Source organism: Peribacillus sp. NPDC096447 (assembly GCF_044762725.1).
GTDB lineage: Bacteria > Bacillota > Bacilli > Bacillales > DSM-1321 > Peribacillus.
Genome location: NZ_JBIWEV010000004.1, coordinates 110044 through 129171 on the forward strand (window position 1 = coordinate 110044; position 19128 = coordinate 129171).

Consider the following 19128-nt stretch of genomic DNA (forward strand, 5'->3'; position numbering starts at 1 on the left):
TACCATCTAAATGTTAAAACAAAGTTGATTGGATTGGAACGGAAGGTACGAGACTCCTGCGGGAAAAGCGCGTCAAAGGGAGACCCCGCAGGCGCTGGGGCCGAGGAGGCTCCCGGAACGCCCGCGGAAAGGGAGTGCCTGGAGTGGAAATCAACGTTCAATTAATTTTACACTCCCTCAAAAAACTATAAGGCAACTCCATTATTATCGACTTTGTCTACAGTCCAATGGCACCTTCCTGTTGTGTAGACAAAAGTAGTTCCATCTAAATGTTAAAACAAAGTTGATTGGATTGGAACGGAAGGTACGAGACTCCTGCGGGAAAAGCGCGTCAAAGGGAGACCCCGCAGGCGCTGGCGCCGAGGAGGCTCCCGGACCGCCCGCGGAAAGCGAGTGCCTGGAGTGGAAATCAAATTCAATTAATTGTACATTTCTTCAAAAAAACTGTAGGCAACTCCATTATTGTCTACAGTCTGTAAGGTCCGATGATGCCACCTTCTTTTTTATGGCTATATGGGAAGGCTTGCAATGACGCTGTTATAAAGCTTCAATCCTGCATAAGCGACTATTGAAATCAGTGCTGTCCAAACAAAGATTGGAAAGAAAACCAATCCCACTAACCTCGACAAATTCAAGCTCGGGCTTAACTTATTGACAAAATAAATTAAAGCCACGACATTCGTTGCGATAAAGATGGACCCAAGCCCGATGATGAATTGAACACTGAACAATGAACAGGCACCGCCAATCACATATATGACAGACCCCTTTCTTACACTGTTCAGGGCTTTACCTTCAGAATCCTTGGAAAAGAATAATAAAGACAGCTCCAATATCGTATCGGAGATAAGCTTCAATGCGGCAAAAACCATGAAGAATAATAAGAGCAATACGATCAGCAGCGCCAGCTTAATGCCGGTTTCAGAAAAAAACTCCAGCATCCCTTGGTAGATTCCCAAATTCCCAAATAAAGAGAGCATTTGCATTTCCCCATAAATGGCAAAGGAGAGGCTGAATAATAGAATTGAAATGATTGGTAAATAGCTAAGTAAATATGTGTTTTTCATGGTTTCTCCATCCACGCGTCTTTTATCCCATATTATGCAAGATAATCCACCATTCACAATGATACTTTCCTAATTCAACCTGGAAAAACTTTTTTCAATAAATTTTTCAGGTGGGTTTCCCCTCCTTTTCTACCTATATATAAAACATCATTCAAGTTGGCCTTCACCGTTTTTAATGCCATGCAAACCCACATAAATTGCGTTATAATTTTAAGCGAGACAAGCATTCGATAATAAAATACATATTCAACGAAGATTTCCTAACGTCTAGGATTGCGCGAAAAAAGCATAATAAGACGACTGACTTCGTTTTAAAAAAGGGGGGAGTTTATGTCTTTACTTCATTGGGCGGTATTATCACCGTTTCTATTAGCACTTATTGTACCAATATTGTACAAACTATTTCGACAAATACACACAGGATGGTTTGTTTTGATTTTACCGATTCTCCTTTTCACCTATTTTTCAAGGTTCATTTCCTTGACCAAACAAGGGGAAATCATTATGGAAAGGGCAACATGGATTCCTTCTCTCGGAATTCATGTTGATTTCTATGTAGATGGACTAGGGCTTTTGTTCGCCTTGCTCATTACAGGTATAGGTTCACTCGTCGTTCTGTATTCAATTTTCTATTTATCGAAAGAGAAAGAAAAGCTGAACCAATTTTACGTCTTCCTTTTGCTTTTCATGGGAGCAATGCTTGGTGTCGTCCTATCCGATAACCTAATTGTCCTTTATTCGTTTTGGGAATTCACGAGTTTATCATCTTTTCTATTGATAGGATATTGGAATGAAAGGGAGCGTTCACGTTATGGAGCGCAGAAATCCCTGCTGATCACTGTGCTTGGAGGCTTAAGCATGCTTGGTGGCATAATTCTCCTTTCCGTTATGGGGAACACATTCAGCATACGTGAATTGATTGCCCAAAGCGGGGAACTTATGGACCACTCGCTCTTCGTTTCTGCACTTTTGCTTGTGCTGCTTGGCGCGTTCACTAAATCCGCACAGTTCCCTTTCCATATCTGGCTTCCTGACGCCATGGAAGCCCCGACACCGGTCAGTGCTTACCTTCATTCCGCCACAATGGTCAAGGCCGGAATTTATTTGGTTGCCCGATTAAGCCCTGTTTTTGCAGAATCAGGATTATGGTTCTGGCTCGTTTCGATCGCCGGATTGATCACCCTGTTCTGGGGCTCATTCTCTGCTATCAAGCAGACTGATTTAAAGGGGATTCTCGCTTTTTCCACCATCAGTCAGCTCGGATTGATCATGTCGCTTTTGGGACTAGGTGCGGCGGCCCTTCACTATGAATCTTTAGGGGAAAATATATACTTGGCAGCTACGGTTGCAGCAGTATTCCACTTGATTAATCATGCGACCTTCAAAGGCAGCCTTTTCATGGTTGCAGGCATCATTGATCATGAAACCGGTACACGTGATATCAGAAAGCTAGGCGGATTGATGCAGTTGATGCCGATCACTTTCACTGTCGCTGTCATAGGTGCTTTTTCAATGGCTGGACTTCCGCCCTTCAATGGTTTTTTGAGCAAGGAAATGTTCTTGGCCAGCATGGTGGATGTATTGGAATTGAATATCTTCAATATGGAGACATGGGGGGTTCTGTTCCCTGTGGTGGCATGGGTAGCCAGTGTATTCACTTTTATTTATAGCATGATCGTTGTGCTCAAACCCTTTACAGGCAAACTTCAGTTACAACTATTGGAAAAGAAGCCCCACGAGGCGCCAATCGGGATGCTGATATCCCCGATCATCCTTGCTTCGTTGGTCATCGTTTTCGGTATTTTTCCAAACTTGCTATCTTCATCAATCATTAAACCTGCGGTAGCCGGCATACAGCCAAGCTTGGCGGGACCGGATTTCCAAGTCCATATCGCCTTCTGGCATGGATTCCAACCTGAAGTATGGATGACCATCGGCATCATAGTATTTGGAATCCTTTTATACAAAACGCTTCCGAAGTGGCAGAAGATCACTCAGTGGATTCCTGAACGTATATCCCTGAATGCTTTGTATGATAACGGGGTAAGAGGGCTCGAACGCTCAGCTTCCATCGTCATGAAAGTATTAATGACAGGTTCTATTCGGACGTATCTGCTTTCAATTTTCCTTTTCTTCATTCTTTCCTTGGGCTTTACGCTCTTTTGGAAGGATGCATTTAAAATGGATACAGGGAATTTTGCCCGGATCGGCATATATGAATCGGTATTAGCTGCTATCATCGTGATTGGCTCGGTCGCCATTCTGTTTGCAAGATCCCGTTTAACTTCCATCATCATCTTAGGAGCTGTCGGTTATACGATTTCCCTATTTTTCGTTTTGCTGCGGGCACCGGATTTAGCCTTGACTCAACTAGTCATCGAAACGATTTCGGTATCGCTGTTTTTGCTCTGTTTCTTCCACCTTCCTTTAATGGCAAGCAGAAAGGAAGAACGGATGACATTCAAGCTGAATAATGCCCTGATATCCATTGGTGTAGGGATCATCGTGACATTGATTGCCTTATCGGCACATAGCAATAAACTATTTGATTCCATATCCAATTACTATCTTGAAAATGCTTATAAGGAAGCAGGCGGGAAAAACGTCGTAAATGTCATTCTCGTTGACTTCCGCGGACTTGATACGATGTTTGAAATCAGTGTCCTTTCCATCGCTGCGCTCGGAATATTCGCGATGATCAAATTGCGTTTGACAGGGGGGAAAGATAAATCATGAAGCAAAATGACCTGATTCTCCAAACGGTTACGAAAGTCGCCGCCTTTGTTATCTTGCTGTTTTCGGTAGCCATCTTTTTAGGCGGGCATTATTCGCCAGGAGGCGGGTTTGTCGGCGGGTTAATGACTTCAGCCGCCATTGTCCTGCTGTTGCTCGCTTTCGACATTAAAACCGTCACAGGCATCTTGCCGATTGACTATAAATTAATGATCGGGTCAGGCTTGTTCATATCAAGCCTGACCGTAGCCGGTGGGCTATTTTTCGGGGTGCCCCTCATGACACATGTTTATCATTATGTTGATTTACCGCTCCTTGGGCACATCTCGCTTCATACCGCGGTACTTTTTGATCTGGGTGTTTATCTTGTGGTTGTTGGTGTAACGATGACCATTATTCAAACGATAGGGGAGAGTGAATAATGGAACTTTTAATGGCCATTGTCATTGGAATACTATTTATGTGTGCGACCTATTTAATGCTTTCCAAAAGCATATTAAGAATCATAATCGGTACTGGGCTGCTCAGTCACGGCGCTCACCTTTTGATTTTGACGATGGGCGGTTTGAAAGGCGGTTCCGTTCCATTGCTAAGTGATGAAGCTGCATCCTATGTCGATCCGCTTCCGCAAGCGCTTATCTTGACGGCGATCGTCATCAGTTTCGGAGTCACTTCATTTCTGCTGGTACTTGCTTATCGGACCTACCAGGAACTCGGTACGGATGACATGGAAGAAATGAGAGGTACGGAAGCGAATGAATAATCTTACTTTCATGCCTGTTTTATGGCCGCTTTTCACAGGCATCCTTCTCATTTTCTTAGCCAAGAAAATCACGCTGCAAAGAGGTATATCCCTTACTTCCTCTCTTATCGGGATTGCGATTTCCCTTTATCTAGTGTTTATGGTCCATACTCAGGGGATCCTGACTTTAGGTGTCGGCAGCTGGGATGCCCCATTCGGGATCGTGATCGTCGCAGATATGCTTTCTTCGCTGCTCGTACTGACCACGAATGTCATTGGATTTGCTATACTGCTTTACTCGTTTTACTCCATAGGGGAAGAACGTGAAAGACATTATTATTATCCTGTATTTCAATTTTTGCTGATTGGAGTAAACGGTGCCTTCCTAACGGGGGATCTTTTCAATCTATTCGTATTTTTCGAAGTCATGCTGATGGCTTCCTACGTGCTGCTTGTACTGGGAGGGACAAAAATCCAACTGAGGGAATCATTGAAGTATATCATCGTCAATGTGCTTTCCTCTTCCTTTTTCGTCATCATGGTGGCGTATCTTTATTCAGTTCTAGGCACATTGAACATGGCGGACATCAGCCAGAGGATAACGGAAGTCAACCAGCCTGGAATCATCTCGGTGATAGCGATTGGCTTTCTGATCGTATTCGGTTTGAAGGGAGCCATTTTCCCGCTCTTCCAATGGCTGCCCGGTTCCTATTATGCTCCGCCCATTCCAGTGATGGCCCTATTCGGGGCATTGCTGACAAAGGTCGGGATCTATTCTATTTTCAGGACCTATACACTCATGTTTTATCATGACCAGGATTTCACCCATACTTTCCTTGCGATACTTGCTATCTTGACCATCATCATCGGCGTCATTGGTGCTATAGCCTATTGGGATGTAAAAAAAATCATCATTTACAATATCATCATCGCCGTCGGGGTTATCCTATTCGGAATCTCCGTCATGAATGAACAGTCCTTATCGGGATCCATTCTATATATCATTCATGACATGCTGATCAAGGCTGCACTCTTCCTGTTGGTTGGCATCATGATCAAAATCAGCGGATCGGATGATTTGCGGAACATGGGCGGCTTGATCAAGCAATACCCTGCCGTTGCATGGACCTTCTTCATAGCTGCCATATCATTGGCGGGAATTCCGCCGTTCAGCGGTTTTGCCGGCAAGCTCCTGATTCTTCAGGGAGCAGCAGAAAATGGGGCCTACTTAGGAATGGCCGTTGTCTTGCTTTCGAGCTTGATGGTCCTATATTCCGTCATGAAAATATTCATGAATGGCTTTTGGGGAACTCCAAAAGCTGATTATGTCTTATCTAATGAAAAGGTAAATAAAATGCTGGTTCCTGCCGTACTCCTTGTCATCATTTCCGTTTTATTCGGAGTAGGAACAGAATCGATATACCCATTCATAACACAAGCTGTAGATTCATTAATGAATCCCGAAATCTATAACAAAGCGGTTTTAAAGGAGTAGTGCCTGATGTCATTCCAAATTTTACTGAATGTGTTCCTTGCGGTTATCTGGATGTTTTTGAAAAATGAGTTTAACGGGAGCACTTTTATCATCGGATATATATTGGGACTCGGCATCATGTTCGTCTTCCGTCATTTTTTCAATGATCGTTTTTACTTGAAAAGGGTGAATGCCGTCGTTCTATTGCTGCTCATATTCGCAAGGGAACTCATACTTTCCAACATTAGCGTCCTTAAGGCCGTGCTTAAACCGAACCTGGATATGAGACCTGGCATATTCGCATTTGAAACCGTGCTAACCAAGGATTGGGAAATTACGATACTATCGAATCTAATTACACTGACACCAGGAACACTTGTCGTTGAAGTATCGGAAGATAATCGGATTCTTTATATCCACGCGATGGATATTGCCGATAAAGTTGAGGCCGTGGACAGCATTAAAAATACATTTGAAAAAGCGATTATGGAGGTGAGCAAATAATGTTCGATCTAATGCTTAAAATCTCGCTGCTAGGTGTTTCGCTTTCCATGATTGGATTCTTATACCGTTTAATCAAAGGGCCTTCCGTACCGGATCGGGTCATCGCACTCGATGCAATGGGAATTAATCTTATCGCAATCGTTGCACTTGCTTCCATTGTCATGGATACAAGCGCATATCTGGAAGCCATTCTTCTGCTCGGAATCCTATCTTTCATTGGAACGGTCGCTTTCGCCAAATTCCTTGAGAAAGGGGAGATAATCGAAGATGACCGCAATCGTTGAAATCCTATCGGCCCTATTCCTTTTAATGGGAGTCTTTCTCTTTTTAGTCTCGGCTTTCGGCATCATCCGGCTGCCCGACGTCTATACAAGAAATCACGCTGCCTCAAAAAGCTCGACACTTGGAATCATGTTCATCCTGATCGGCACCTTATTATATTTTTATTATAAACATAGCCATTTCGATTTCCGGGTCGTGCTCGCGATCATCTTTATCTTCATGACCAGCCCTGTTGCCGGACATTTAATCATGCGCTCAGCTTATCATACTGGCGTAAAAATGTGGGATCGGAGTGTCCAGGATGATTTAAAGAAAAACCGGTGATTCCAGCCATTGCAAAAGAGCTGCCCTGATTACAGGGGCAGCTCTTTTCTGTCTCAATCCTTTAAAAATACCTCATCGCCCACTCTGATTTCACCTGTTTGCATGACCGAGGCATATACGCCAAAATGATTTTTCCTTTCCTTGACCACAGTTTTCAGAAGTGATGGATCTCTCTGGGAATCGCTTGGATCGACAGTTATGATCATACAGCGTTCACAATGCCTTTTAATCTCCAATTCCACTTCATTTCCGATTAGAATCCTTTTTCCGAACCATTTCTCTTCTAAAAAGGGCGTTTTGTTCACTAAAGATAGCACCAAATTTTGCCTGAATCTCCTGCCATCCAGTTCTTTTCCCCAAAGTTTTGTCAATTCGCCAATCGAGGCATCACTGACAAGCAGGATGTTTTCTTCTTCAATCGCTCCTAACGGAATATGTGCAGGGTGATAAACAACGGGTTCTGCCTCCTGTTTTAACAATCGGTCCATTTCCTCCTGAAAGGCTTCCTCTCCCCATGTCAGCACGTTTCCTGAAGGTGTATTCACTTTGATTTCCGGATATTGGCCAAGGGTTTCCTCACCAGAAAAAACAGCTTGATAACGGACCATTTCCGGGACTTGGGTTATCGTCAGGAACTTCCCATTTTTATCTTTAAAGGCATGACTGCGATCTCCATATAGTCCATAGTCCATCACCTTCGTTTTCTGTACCTGTTCACCAGTGAATGATTTTACGGGATGACGGGTGATTTCTTGTATATGACCCACCAGCATAAAAAAACCTCTTTTCATACAATAGTCTACTGCCATCTTACACTTAAACCGGACACTGTAGAATCATTGCGTCCATTGAAATCTTCTTTTGATTCACTTTGGCTTTGGTAAGTCGATAACCGCCAATGTACAGCGTGAAATGCAGATAAGATGATCCTCTTCATCACGGATTTTCACGTCCCACACCATCGTCGTCTTCCCGCGATGGATGATGTTCCCTTCTGCGGTAACAACACCGGAACGAACGCCCCTAACATGATTGGCATTGATTTCAAGGCCGACGACAGCTTGTTTAGTACTATCTACCAGCAGCATTCCGCCAAAGCTTGCAACGGATTCCGCAAGGGCAACGGACGCTCCCCCATGCAATAAACCATACGGCTGCCTAGTTCGTTCATCCACCGGCATCGTCGCAATGACTTTCCCATCACCGACTTCTTTCATTTCTATCCCAAGCGTGCCTATCAACGACTTTTCAATATTTCTCTCCATCCCAATACCCCCGACCCTCATGTTTTTTCCTGCTATTTACATCAATAAAATGAATCGCTATTCATATTAGTATACAAAAAAAGGATGACCCAAGTCTATCAAGTCATCCGTCAATAATGTGAATTGTATTATTTGGAGAGGATTTCTTTTAATTCAAACCAGTTTGTCAGTCTTGGAATATCCAATTCCCTGTTATAGGAGTTATCCATTGCATACACTTTCGTTGGAATATCCAATAACGTTTCCAGCACTGCCGGTTTATCATCAAAATAATAATCCAATTCCAATTTGCGGATCGTATCAATTTTTTCATGATCCTTCATCCCGCAGTAAAAATGGTCATCCTTAACCGGAAAGCCGTTTTCAATCAGCCATTTCTTCGTCCGTTCACCATGCTCCGCTTTTCTGGCGGTGATGTAATAGATTTCATGGCCATCGCGTTCAAGCTCCTGCAGCGTTTCCACTGCGCCCTCGAAGGCTGGACATGATGAATAGTACACTTCATCGGCAAGGCTGTTCCACATCTTGCCCCCAGCCTCTTTATCAAGCCCGAAAGCTTCATGGATCTCCAACGTCTTTAAAGCTCTGAATTTCGTTAACTCTATGTTCGTATTAAGCTTTTCATTATAAAGATGGAACGCGAACTCCCTCAAGTTAATAAGGGTATCGTCAATATCAAAACCGAATTTCATATCCTTCACTCCTATTTAAACATAAGCTGCGGCAAACTGTGATTCGAAGGAAATTTCCTTGTCCACCTGAATGGCCTGTAATCTTTCAATCTCGGCTTTTCTTTTTGGCTCAGCCATTTTAAGTCCAAGGAAGCCAGTATCCTCCTGCCGGATGCATCCAGAAATAAGCTCGGCCAATATATCGGCATCCTTCATGGCACAATTGAGGCCGAAAGCACCTGTAGGTGTCATCGTATGGGCTGCATCACCTAATAAAGCAACGCCATCCTTTGTCCACGTTTCACAATAGCTGCTGTAAACATCCAATAAAATGAAGTCCTGCCAAGAGCGGATATTTTCATACACAACCTTTTTTAATTCAGGAAAGGCAAAAAGCAAATCTTCTATGAACGGTTCAAAATGCTGCTTTCGCAAATGGGGAAATGAACCATGTTCTATATTCCAGCCAATTTGGATGAAACCTCCAGCCTGGGTAAAGAGGGCAACCTGGGAGCCATTGACCAATGCCATCTTGATCGAAGGCTTCCATCCCTCCGGAGCAGGAATTTTTGCCCACAGTAAATCATAGCCATGATTTTTAATCACGACTGGTATCTCAGCTTTTTTTCGAACGATGGAAAATCTGCCGTCCGCTCCGATTATCAATGAACTTTGCACTTCCAGGTCATTTCCGCCCTTTCGAGCCTTGACACCCGTAAACCGGCCCATTTCATCCTGTATCAAGTCAGTAACCCTCGTATTCATCATCAATTGAAAAGAGTCCAGCTTTTCAGCTTCATTCAATATAGCTGTAAGCAGATGATTTTGAGGGACATGTATCCCAACATGGTCTATAGGAAATTCCGGGAAAATCCTTTTGAATAGTTGGCCGTCATGCCAATATTCAATTTGTTCCATCCTTAGCAAGCCAAGTCTTTCCACACTCTCGAATAAACCGTACTTTTTAAGAATGCCCTCTCCTTCATCGTTCAGGAACTCGCCCCGGAACTCCCTTGAAACCTCAGAATGCCTCTCAAGCAGGACGACTGAAATGTCCTGCTTGGCCAATAGGTAAGCTAGCAGCGCTCCTCCTGGTCCTGATCCGACTATGCATACATCTGATTTAACCAACATGCCTCTTCACCTGTTGTCTATTTTTTATTTAGGATAAGCCGTGATGCGTATGTCCTCACCAAACGTTTCCACGCCAGAGAAGGAAACATCCATCGCTTCATCCATCGTATCCACATTCATTCCAGTAAACGGTGTTAGTGAGTTTCTTCCGCCCAATAGTTTAGGGGCTATATAAATCAAGAATTTATCGATGAGCCCTTCCCTAAGGAATGAAGCATTCACTTCGCTTCCGCCTTCCAGCAAGACATCCGTAATCCCCTTTTTATACAGCTCTTCCATCAAAGCCCTTAAATTCAGTCCCGTCTCGTTTTTGGGGACAAAAATGAATTCGATCCCTCTTTCACGTAAAAGGTCCATTTTATCCGCAGGTGCATTTTCCTGCGTTACGATCAAGGTTTTCGCATCTGATGCTTGTACAACATTGGCATCCAAGGGAACCCGTAATTCACTGTCTAAAATGATCCGGATCGGATTTTCCCCTCCACCCTCCGGAAGTCTGGTCGTCAGTGATGGATCATCGGCCAACACAGTCCCGATTCCAACGAGAATGGCATCCACCTCATCACGCAGCAAATGAACGGAGTGACGTGATTCTTCTCCTGTTATCCATTTTGAATGACCTGTGTGGGTTGCAAGTTTTCCATCGAGCGTCATCGCATACTTCGATATGACAAATGGACGATTAGTCAGCATATTGTGAATGAAACGTTCATTCAGCCTTTGAGCTTCCTTTTCCAGGACACCAACTTCAACCTCAATGCCTGCCTCCTTTATGATCGATATCCCCCTGCCGGCTACTTCCGGATTCGGATCTTGAGTAGCCACGACAACCCGCCGGACACCTGATTCTTTCACCAAATTTGCACAAGGTGGAGTCTTCCCATAATGGGAACAAGGCTCAAGAGTCACATATAGCGTTGCACCTTCTGCATACTCACCCGCCATTTTGAAAGCATGTACTTCCGCATGCGGTTCACCCGCTTTACGGTGGATCCCTGTCCCGGCTATCACACCGTCTTTGACTATGACTGCTCCGACCACAGGATTCGGATTCGTCTTTCCTTTTGCACTGGCTGCCAAATCCAGTGCCAGCTTCATGTAATATTGATCATCATTCATACTATAGCTCTCCTTATACAATCAAAGTTGGCTTCTTTTCGGGAATATGTCCAGACTTCTTAACCTTTGTATCGAGATAGAAACTATTATCTTCCGTCAAACCGCCCCAAAGCGGAATATGGTCCTTCGCCGCAAGTCCATGCTTCGTGAGGGCGTCCAGCTTTTTGGGATTGTTCGTGATTAAAGTCACCGGATCCTCGCGCAGTTCCCTCAACACGCGGATGGCTCCCTCGTAAGATCGCGTATCGTCTTCGAATCCTAAAGCCTCATTCGCCTCGACCGTGTCATAACCTTCCTGCTGAAGCAAATAGGCAAGAGATTTGGAAAACAGGCCGATCCCTCTTCCTTCATGGTCCGCAAGGTAAAAAATGGCCCCGCACCCATGCTCGGCTATCATCTTCATAGATTGGTGGAGCTGGTAGCCGCAATCACAGCGTTTGCTGCCGAAGATATCACCTGTGTGACAGATGCTATGCATCCGGACAAGTGCATCCTCCGACTTTTTAAAGTCACCATACACCAATACGGAGGATTGCTGTCCGAAAGCGAGGTTGGCTTCAGAAAGCGAATCAAGCACCGCTTCCTTGTCATTATCCGCGCCGTCAAGCTGTAGCCATGTATACCATTGGAAAACCGTTGAGAAATCTCCTTGCTCAACAGGCAGGTTCACAGGCCCTACAAGGCATATATCAGCTTTTCCCGGTGTTTTTATGATATTCATTTTATCTATTAAAAGGTTTTTTGTTTCCTCGGTTATTTTCATGTTAACATCACCTATTTTATAATTTATAGTGTGCCTTCTCCTTACTTTAGGTAAGTAAGTATATTACTATACACTATACCTGTCAATGAAGCAGTTTACAAATAATAGTGTGTCTTTATCATAATTTTCAAGAAGTTTTTTTGCAGAAGAAAGGTCATTCCCAAACCGCTATCATATCGGCTGGCCTTTATACATATTTTAACGTATAACGAAAACGTGTCTATAGACAGACTTAAGGAAAGGAAGGAAACCTTTTGGAGGATTTCCCTTATTTTTTATATGACCCTATCCTGTTTCCGCCTCACGCCGGAGCAATGAATATGAATCGGGAATGGGAAGGAACACTGCGTCCCTACTCGGCACCCAATCCGGATATGCTAGTTAAATCGGCAAAGACCTCGCAATCCTTAATGGTTGATGTAAAAAAAGTCATGGATACTTTAGCCACATCCAAACCCTTCTCGAACAGGTTGATGACTGCTGCCCAATCATCGAAAATGAATGTCGTGATCGATATGATCAAAAAGATAGGAATTAAGAACGAACCTGATATCACGTATAACCCCGATGGGATCCGTTTTGATTTCTATCCTAAAGCAGGGGAAGAAAACTGTCATATCATCGTCAGCTTGAAATGGAGGGATATATAACGTCCAACACCTTTTTGGTAAAAAAACCGAAGCCTTTTTTCGGCTTCGGATATTTGGGTTCATCTTGTTTTCGATTCAAAGGTTTCGACCAATAGTGCAAGCGTTCGTGCCATGACACCGGTAGCCCCCGCCGTGCACAATTCAGAGCTGCTCGATGTTGTGGATGTTCCGGCAATATCCAGATGGACCCACGGAGTGTCTTCGGCAAATTCGCCGATGAAGGCCCCGCCCATGATCGCATGTCCTGCTCCTCCAGGTGAATTATTCAAATCCGCTATTTTACTGTTGCGTACCCGCTCTTTATCCTTTTCTGTAATCGGCAATCTCCAAATGGGCTCCCCGGCCTCCTCTGAGGCTTTGACCACTTGTTCATAGAATTCCGTGTCATTTGTCATTGCACCCGTCATATCCATGCCCAGCGCGGTTATGACACCACCCGTTAAAGTGGCAACGTCAATAAGATAGTCTGCACCATGATGTTTAGCGTATGTCATGGCATCCGCCAAAACCAGCCGGCCTTCCGCATCCGTATTCAATACCTCTATCGTCTTGCCGCTCATGGCAGTGATCACATCATCCGGCTTGAATGCATCACCGCTGATCATATTATCAGTGGAAGGAATGACAGCCACGACATTTTGGTCCGGTCCTAACTCTCCAATTATTTCCATCGCGCCCAAAACAGCTGCCGCACCGCCCATATCCGTCTTCATTCCAACGATTCCGGCCTTCGTTTTCAATGAGTATCCACCCGTATCGAATGTTATGCCTTTACCTACCAACCCGATAACATCCTTCCATTCATCCTTACCTTGATACTTCAGGACGATCATTTTCGGAGGCTCGACCGAACCTTGATTGACGGCAAGGAGTGCACCCATTCCCAACTTAAGCATATCTTCCTTCTCGAGGATCTCCACTTCAAAACCATAACGTTCACCCAAGGCAGATGAATAATCCGCCAAATCCGTGGAAGTCAATAAATTGCCTGGCGTGTTGACCAATGTCCTCGCTGAGTTCGTCGCCCTTCCGAAGATTTTCCCTACATGAAGCGCGGCACCGACCTCTTCTTGATCATATTCACTGTAAACCGTAATCGATTCAAGGCTTTTTTCGACCTGGTTCGACTTTTGCTTGTATCCGTCAAATTTATAGGAAGCAAGTTCGAAAGCCTCAGAACAAGCATGCGCTGCATCCAACGCATCCAGATTTTCAGTCGTGAATGTATCCAAAGCGATCGAAAGTGTCGTAATCTTGGATTCTTTTATCGTCTTACGAGCTTTTCCCAACGCTTCGCGGAGCGTTTCAAAGGATAGCTCCTTTTCCTTGCCCAACCCTACAAAAATCAATCTCTTTATGCCTAATTTACCTAATGTATGTATTTTGACCACTGATTTTTTCCTGGAAGAGATTTCTCCCTCCTTCACTAACTCTGTTAGCTGGCCGTCCAATCGTTCATCCGCTTCTTTTCCTATGCCTGAGAATTTTACGGGTCTGTCAAATACGCCTAGAATCAGGCATTCGTCAATCAAATCTATATTCAAGGAATCTTTTACTGTGAACATTCTGCTACCTCCTCCATTCGATTACATCCATTATAACGAAATCTTCAAAAATTTTCGAATAAGGCCCGCGAAAATAATAATAACAAGGGATATTGTTTAGAATGAGTGACTTTAGAGTAATAGTATAAGAAAGATCATATTTATACTTATACCAGCAGGGAATCGACAGGACTGAATGGAACTAATAATAAGGGCCTTATTCCGAGCAGGATGTAATTACCCATTTATGGATTTCATCTTTACTTATAACTAGAAAGAAGGCTGATACTCTTGGAATTATTACTCAACTTCCCTTTAATCGCAGCATTGATTGCCATTTTCTTTGCTCAATTCATTAAAGTGCCCATCCACTTCATAGCATTTCGTAAAGTGAACTGGTCACTCATTAACTCAACAGGCGGTATGCCAAGCTCCCACTCTGCGGCCGTTTCAGCCCTAACCGTAGCGGTAGGGATCGAAACCGGTATGAATTCCCCTGTATTTGCCGTTGCCGCGATTTTTGCAGTCATCACGATGTTCGATGCGACAGGAGTGAGACGGCAGGCAGGAGAACAGGCAGCCGTCTTGAACCAGCTCGTTACGGACTTCAATACATTTGTCGAGCAAGCAAAGAACTGGCAGAAAAAAGCAGATAAACAGAAACAGCAACAATTAAAGGAACTGTTGGGACATAAGCCAATCGAGGTATTTTTCGGAGCCTTGACCGGAGTATTCATTGCGCTGGCACTTCACTTTTTCATCTTTCAAGGGTAGGTGTTCAATTTGAAAATAATCTCTCTTTGCCCCAGCAATACGGAACTCTGCACATATCTAGGGATTGAAGATCAGCTGATCGCCATCGATGACTACTCTGATTGGCCTGAAACCTTACAGCACCTTCCTAAGGTAGGGCCCGATTTATCGATTGATATCGATCGTGTAGAATCACTAAAACCCGATTTGGTGCTGGCTTCGCTAAGTGTACCGGGCATGGAAAAAAATATTGAGGGGCTAAAAGAACGGAACATCCCTCATATCATCTTCAACCCGCAATCACTTGAAGATATCGCAAAAGATTTACTGACCTTGGGAGAGGCCATGAATCTTAAGGAAAAAGCAGAGGAACAGGCTGCCAAATTCCGTGATGCCATCCTTCAATATAAAAACGTCGCCGACAAAATCGAAACAAAGCCTTCCCTGTATTGGGAATGGTGGCCTAATCCCTTATTCAGCCCCGGGGGAGTTAATTGGTTAACCGAGATCAGCACGCTTGCGGGAGGATATAACCTTTTCGAAGATGTCGACATGGCAAGCATTCAAGTCACTTCCGAAGAGATCCAAAAAAAGGATCCCGACCATATTTGCTTAGCTTGGGTCGGTGTCCCTTTACGAAAAGTAAACCCGGAGCTGGTCAAGAAACGGAAAGGGTGGACTGATATGAAGGCAGTCCGGGATAATCATATTCACATCATGGAAGAACCTCTATTCTGCCGGCCCTCTCCGCGTTTACTGGATGGGCTGTCCATATTGGCAAAGATTCTGCATCCTGAAGCCTACAAAGGCATGCCTTAGGGCGTCCCGAGGAAAACAGACAAGCAAAAAGGCTGCCTCAATTGAGGCAGCCTTTCGCTTTCACCTTTGTCCATCATTAAAAAGCAAAGGAAGCTACATTCTCGTTCAATGTTTTCTGAGCGATTTTAGGCTTGAATACCTGTTTGATCTTGGTTTCATTCAATTTGCTTAACTGTTCTTCGGATAACTCGCCGTTCCCTTTTTGGACAACATATACTTCAAGGGTTTTCTTCCCCCAATTATCGTATACATCTTGTACCGTTTCGTAGTATAGGTCGAGGTGGTTCCCTTTGATCGCACCACCCTTGTCCGCTACAACCCCATATCCATAGCCCGGAATCCAAAGGATGGTTCCGAGAGGGAATACGGCAAGGTCGGCGGCAATGGTGGAAAACAGATCCCGTTTCACCTTCACCCCTGAATAAGTGATTCCATATGATGGGCTTTCCGGGTACTTTCCGGTTGATTCATACCCTGCTGTATATCCTGTAGCCAAAACTTCATGCTTCGGGTATTTCGAGAGCTCGATTGCCTCCGCTATCGTCGTGGGACCATCGCTCGCGGAGGCCGATGCCATTAGCGTTGCCACTTGACCTCCACTATGGATCGCTTTATATTCGAGACCAAGCATTTGATGTTGTCTCATTGCCTCCTCAAAAGGATGATCCTCAGGCACAGCCCCAAAAACATGATTTAAGGTCGATTCGATGGCCAAGATAAATAATATGATAATAGCAACCCTCAAAAATAATGCCTTGACAATCTTCATATGTATTAGTTCCACTCCTCTCACAAGGATATTTGTTCCCCTTCCAGAGTGAAAGTATTCATAAAGCATGAAAAGATCGAATTTTTCATACAAAAAAAAGGCCCGTCCATAAATGACGGCCCTTCTCATTATTAAAACATTTGATATCCTTTATTCCTTAAAATCCTGATGACCACACCAGCTAAAACCGCGCCAAGCAGCCCGCTTGATAAAATAATGATGTCTGCCGTATGCAAGGAAGTGAGGTTCGTTCCAAGATTGGAAAAAGAAATTCCCGGATTTCTAAAATATTCTATTAGCTTTGTTTCATTGACAATGATGATGAAGACGATTGGAAATAAGATGACCATGATCCACGAAGAACGAAAGAGCATATTCAGCAAAAAGCCAATTCCGAAAAACAATATGAAAAATAAGAGTATTGAGATAATTAAAACAGGCAATGGCATGTTATTCTTGACCCTCCTTAAAAAGCGACACCTTTAGTTTACTGAAAAAATAATTGCTGCGTCAACGACTTATACCAAATAATTCCGAAGAAAAGATAATTACCCAAATCACATGAATAATTTATATGATGTATACCCAAATTGATCTCCCGGGTTCAACCCGTCAAGCATCGTCTGCATTCTTTCCTTTTTAAAAGCTAAAAGCTGTTCCAATAGTAATGAATGCTTCCCCTCCTGCATGAGTAAATCAGGGTCATAAAATTTAGCTTCATATAGTTCATCCAACTGAGCGGTTACTTCAAAACTGACCGGTTTAAGTAAAAATATCAACATATTATCACTAATATTCCCTTTGATGACTCCGCTTCTCACTCCTACAATGCCTTCAATTTCTGTATGAATACCCGTCTCCTCCAACACTTCCCTTACGACAGCTTCATCGACGGTTTCATCATTTTTGACAAAACCTGCCGGAAGCGACCATTGCCCTTTCAATCCGCCATACCTTTTATTCACGACCAGCCATTCACCTTTATCAGATATCACAAGGCCGGACACTGCAAGCCAAACATTTTTGCATCGTTCCACAAGACCCACTTCCCCCTATATTCATTATTATTGTAAACTTCAAACAGAAGAAGAACATACGATTAAGCTTCGTCATCCTTACCCCATTATATTCCACATAAGAACCTTGCATACTCCAATAGATGGCACACCACCCATTGATGGGATGTCAATGAAAAAGCCATTCAGGGAAAATCCCCAAATGGCCTTTATTTGTATATAGAAAAAATTAAAGGACGTTGAATTTACCTTTTTTAGCAACAAGTGAAGCTCCGCCAATCATTAACAACGCTCTGTTATCAACCATTTTCTTCAAGAATGATGCAGTCTTACCTGTAACTTTCTTGCCGAATACAACACCAATCGCGTTGTCTTCACCAAGTGAACATACCGTTCCTTTGTTTTCGAAAGTGAACGTTTCAAGGTCGCTTTCGTTACGAACCAATTTAGTCAGGTTTTTCGCAATGACCTCACCTTGCTGCATCGCGATTTGTGCGGTAGGTGGATATGGACGGTTAATTTCCTCGTTGATGATCAAAGCGCAGTCCCCTACGATAAAGATATCGTCATGACCCGGTGCCCGCATGTCAAGGTTCACTTTAATACGTCCGCGCATAGCTTCAAAACCGGAAGCCTCTATCACGGAGTTACCACGTACGCCAGCTGCCCACACTACGGTTCCCGCTTTGATTTCTTCCACTTCATCTTCGCCTTTTGCCACGATGATGCCTTCAGGAGTCGCCCCCTTGATCGGTGTACCGATTTTGAATTCGACTCCTTTTTTCTCAAGGTAAGATACTGCATAATCCACCAATTCCGGGTCGAAGCCAGGGAGGACGGCTGGTGCTGCCTCCACACAATACATACGAACCTTTTGGAAATCGATGTCGTATTCTTTACAAAGTTCTGGGACACGGTTAGCCAATTCGCCCAGGAATTCGATTCCCGTAAATCCTGCTCCTCCAACAACGATCGTCAAGCGGTCTTCATTCTTTTCGACCTCAGAACTGTACGTAGCAAATTGCAATTGGATATGGTCACGGATTTTACGTGCCGTGTTCACGTTAGAAATAGAGAAAGCATATTCACTTAGCCCTTGGATTCCGAACGTTTCCGATTCAGGTCCAAGTCCAATCACTAAGTAATCATAAGAAATTTCGCCGTTTTCAAGGATGACTTTTTTGTTCTCTGTTTTCACTTCCAAAACAGAATCCTGGATGAATTTAACTTTGTTGTTAATGACACTTTTGATTGGATATCGCACACGATCATGATGAAGCGTTCCAGCCGACGCTTCATGCAGCCATGTTGTTTCATAGTGGTAATCATTTTTGTTAACTAATACGATTTCTGCTTCATTTTGACCTAATGCCTTCTGTAAGCGAGTAACAGTCATCAATCCACCATAACCTGCTCCTAAAACAACGATAGTTGGCTTTTTCAAAAGTATTCTTCCACCTTTACGATATTTTCTTGTGATGCTTTCCATAAGTAAAATA

At 43.8% G+C, this 19128-nt stretch carries 22 protein-coding genes; 10 read left to right on the top strand and 12 right to left on the bottom strand.

The features are described 5' to 3' along the window. Positions 1-509 precede the first annotated feature (509 nt). A complete protein-coding gene (locus tag ACIQZD_RS14905) occupies positions 510-1067 on the bottom strand; it encodes a DUF5366 family protein (protein ID WP_350300447.1) in 558 nt (185 codons plus the stop codon). A 330-nt stretch (positions 1068-1397) separates the two neighbouring features. Here ACIQZD_RS14905 and ACIQZD_RS14910 point away from each other — a divergent pair, with 330 nt between their 5' ends. From ACIQZD_RS14910 to mnhG, 7 genes are read left to right on the top strand one after another with little or no spacing between them, the layout of a single operon-like run. Next, entirely contained in the window at positions 1398-3803 is a 2406-nt protein-coding gene (locus ACIQZD_RS14910; protein WP_402904013.1) for a Na+/H+ antiporter subunit A, read from the top strand. Further along, positions 3800-4222 carry a Na(+)/H(+) antiporter subunit B gene (locus tag ACIQZD_RS14915; RefSeq protein ID WP_402904016.1) on the top strand — a complete coding sequence of 141 codons (423 nt, stop codon included), beginning with the start codon at positions 3800-3802 and terminating at the stop codon, positions 4220-4222. The genes ACIQZD_RS14910 and ACIQZD_RS14915 overlap by 4 nt, the downstream gene beginning before the upstream one ends. Further along, the gene (locus ACIQZD_RS14920) at positions 4222-4563 is read left to right on the top strand and encodes a Na(+)/H(+) antiporter subunit C (protein WP_076368129.1); all 342 of its coding nucleotides are present in this window, start codon (positions 4222-4224) and stop codon (positions 4561-4563) included. The genes ACIQZD_RS14915 and ACIQZD_RS14920 overlap by 1 nt, the downstream gene beginning before the upstream one ends. Beyond that, positions 4556-6037, top strand: coding sequence for a Na+/H+ antiporter subunit D (locus tag ACIQZD_RS14925; RefSeq protein ID WP_402904019.1), 1482 nt, complete (start codon positions 4556-4558; stop codon positions 6035-6037). The genes ACIQZD_RS14920 and ACIQZD_RS14925 overlap by 8 nt, the downstream gene beginning before the upstream one ends. A 6-nt stretch (positions 6038-6043) precedes the next feature. Beyond that, positions 6044-6520: a Na+/H+ antiporter subunit E gene (locus ACIQZD_RS14930; protein WP_402904022.1), complete on the top strand. Its 477-nt coding sequence runs from the start codon at positions 6044-6046 to the stop codon at positions 6518-6520. Positions 6521-6531: 11 nt separating this feature from the next. Beyond that, positions 6532-6804, top strand: a complete 273-nt coding sequence (locus ACIQZD_RS14935; protein ID WP_402904826.1) for a Na(+)/H(+) antiporter subunit F1 — start codon at positions 6532-6534, stop codon at positions 6802-6804. Continuing rightward, on the top strand, positions 6788-7126 hold the full coding sequence (mnhG, locus tag ACIQZD_RS14940; RefSeq protein ID WP_402904025.1) for a monovalent cation/H(+) antiporter subunit G: 339 nt from the start codon (positions 6788-6790) through the stop codon (positions 7124-7126). Before ACIQZD_RS14935 ends, mnhG begins: the two co-directional genes overlap by 17 nt. 53 nt (positions 7127-7179) lie before the next feature. Here mnhG and ACIQZD_RS14945 read toward each other — a convergent pair whose 3' ends face one another. From ACIQZD_RS14945 to ACIQZD_RS14970, 6 genes are all read right to left on the bottom strand, one after another. Beyond that, entirely contained in the window at positions 7180-7899 is a 720-nt protein-coding gene (locus tag ACIQZD_RS14945) for an MOSC domain-containing protein (RefSeq protein WP_402904028.1), read from the bottom strand. A gap of 93 nt (positions 7900-7992) precedes the next feature. Beyond that, positions 7993-8391 carry a hotdog fold thioesterase gene (locus tag ACIQZD_RS14950; RefSeq protein ID WP_402904031.1) on the bottom strand — a complete coding sequence of 133 codons (399 nt, stop codon included), beginning with the start codon at positions 8389-8391 and terminating at the stop codon, positions 7993-7995. Positions 8392-8519: 128 nt separating this feature from the next. Next, complete coding sequence (locus ACIQZD_RS14955) at positions 8520-9083, bottom strand: 5' nucleotidase, NT5C type (protein WP_053536731.1); 564 nt, start codon at positions 9081-9083, stop codon at positions 8520-8522. A 15-nt stretch (positions 9084-9098) separates the two neighbouring features. Further along, on the bottom strand, positions 9099-10196 hold the full coding sequence (locus ACIQZD_RS14960; protein WP_402904035.1) for an FAD-dependent monooxygenase: 1098 nt from the start codon (positions 10194-10196) through the stop codon (positions 9099-9101). Positions 10197-10220: 24 nt separating this feature from the next. Beyond that, the gene (gene ribD / locus ACIQZD_RS14965; RefSeq protein WP_402904037.1) at positions 10221-11315 is read right to left on the bottom strand and encodes a bifunctional diaminohydroxyphosphoribosylaminopyrimidine deaminase/5-amino-6-(5-phosphoribosylamino)uracil reductase RibD; all 1095 of its coding nucleotides are present in this window, start codon (positions 11313-11315) and stop codon (positions 10221-10223) included. A gap of 13 nt (positions 11316-11328) precedes the next feature. After that, positions 11329-12078: a GTP cyclohydrolase II gene (locus tag ACIQZD_RS14970; protein WP_352928015.1), complete on the bottom strand. Its 750-nt coding sequence runs from the start codon at positions 12076-12078 to the stop codon at positions 11329-11331. A 320-nt stretch (positions 12079-12398) separates the two neighbouring features. On the opposite strand from ACIQZD_RS14970, the gene ACIQZD_RS14975 reads away from it, so the two are divergent. Beyond that, positions 12399-12728, top strand: coding sequence for a YuzC family spore coat inner layer protein (locus ACIQZD_RS14975; RefSeq protein WP_402904041.1), 330 nt, complete (start codon positions 12399-12401; stop codon positions 12726-12728). Between the two features lie 59 nt (positions 12729-12787). On the opposite strand, the gene ACIQZD_RS14980 is transcribed toward ACIQZD_RS14975, so the two are convergent. Then, positions 12788-14293 (bottom strand): leucyl aminopeptidase, encoded by a 1506-nt coding sequence (locus ACIQZD_RS14980; protein ID WP_402904044.1) that lies wholly within the window; start codon positions 14291-14293, stop codon positions 12788-12790. A gap of 270 nt (positions 14294-14563) precedes the next feature. Between ACIQZD_RS14980 and ACIQZD_RS14985 the strand changes: the two genes are divergently transcribed. Next, positions 14564-15046 (top strand): divergent PAP2 family protein, encoded by a 483-nt coding sequence (locus ACIQZD_RS14985; RefSeq protein WP_402904047.1) that lies wholly within the window; start codon positions 14564-14566, stop codon positions 15044-15046. A gap of 9 nt (positions 15047-15055) precedes the next feature. Continuing rightward, on the top strand, positions 15056-15844 hold the full coding sequence (locus ACIQZD_RS14990; protein ID WP_402904050.1) for a cobalamin-binding protein: 789 nt from the start codon (positions 15056-15058) through the stop codon (positions 15842-15844). 76 nt (positions 15845-15920) lie between these two features. Here the strand turns inward: ACIQZD_RS14990 and ACIQZD_RS14995 are convergent, their stop codons facing one another. The 4 genes from ACIQZD_RS14995 to ACIQZD_RS15010 all read right to left on the bottom strand — a co-directional run bounded on the left by ACIQZD_RS14995 (position 15921) and on the right by ACIQZD_RS15010 (position 19073). Further along, positions 15921-16613: a 3D domain-containing protein gene (locus tag ACIQZD_RS14995; protein ID WP_402904053.1), complete on the bottom strand. Its 693-nt coding sequence runs from the start codon at positions 16611-16613 to the stop codon at positions 15921-15923. 131 nt (positions 16614-16744) lie between these two features. After that, positions 16745-17062, bottom strand: coding sequence for a YuiB family protein (locus ACIQZD_RS15000; RefSeq protein ID WP_063234052.1), 318 nt, complete (start codon positions 17060-17062; stop codon positions 16745-16747). Between the two features lie 108 nt (positions 17063-17170). Next, positions 17171-17650: an NUDIX domain-containing protein gene (locus tag ACIQZD_RS15005; protein WP_402904056.1), complete on the bottom strand. Its 480-nt coding sequence runs from the start codon at positions 17648-17650 to the stop codon at positions 17171-17173. Between the two features lie 208 nt (positions 17651-17858). After that, positions 17859-19073 carry an NAD(P)/FAD-dependent oxidoreductase gene (locus tag ACIQZD_RS15010; RefSeq protein WP_402904059.1) on the bottom strand — a complete coding sequence of 405 codons (1215 nt, stop codon included), beginning with the start codon at positions 19071-19073 and terminating at the stop codon, positions 17859-17861. Positions 19074-19128: the final 55 nt, after the last annotated feature.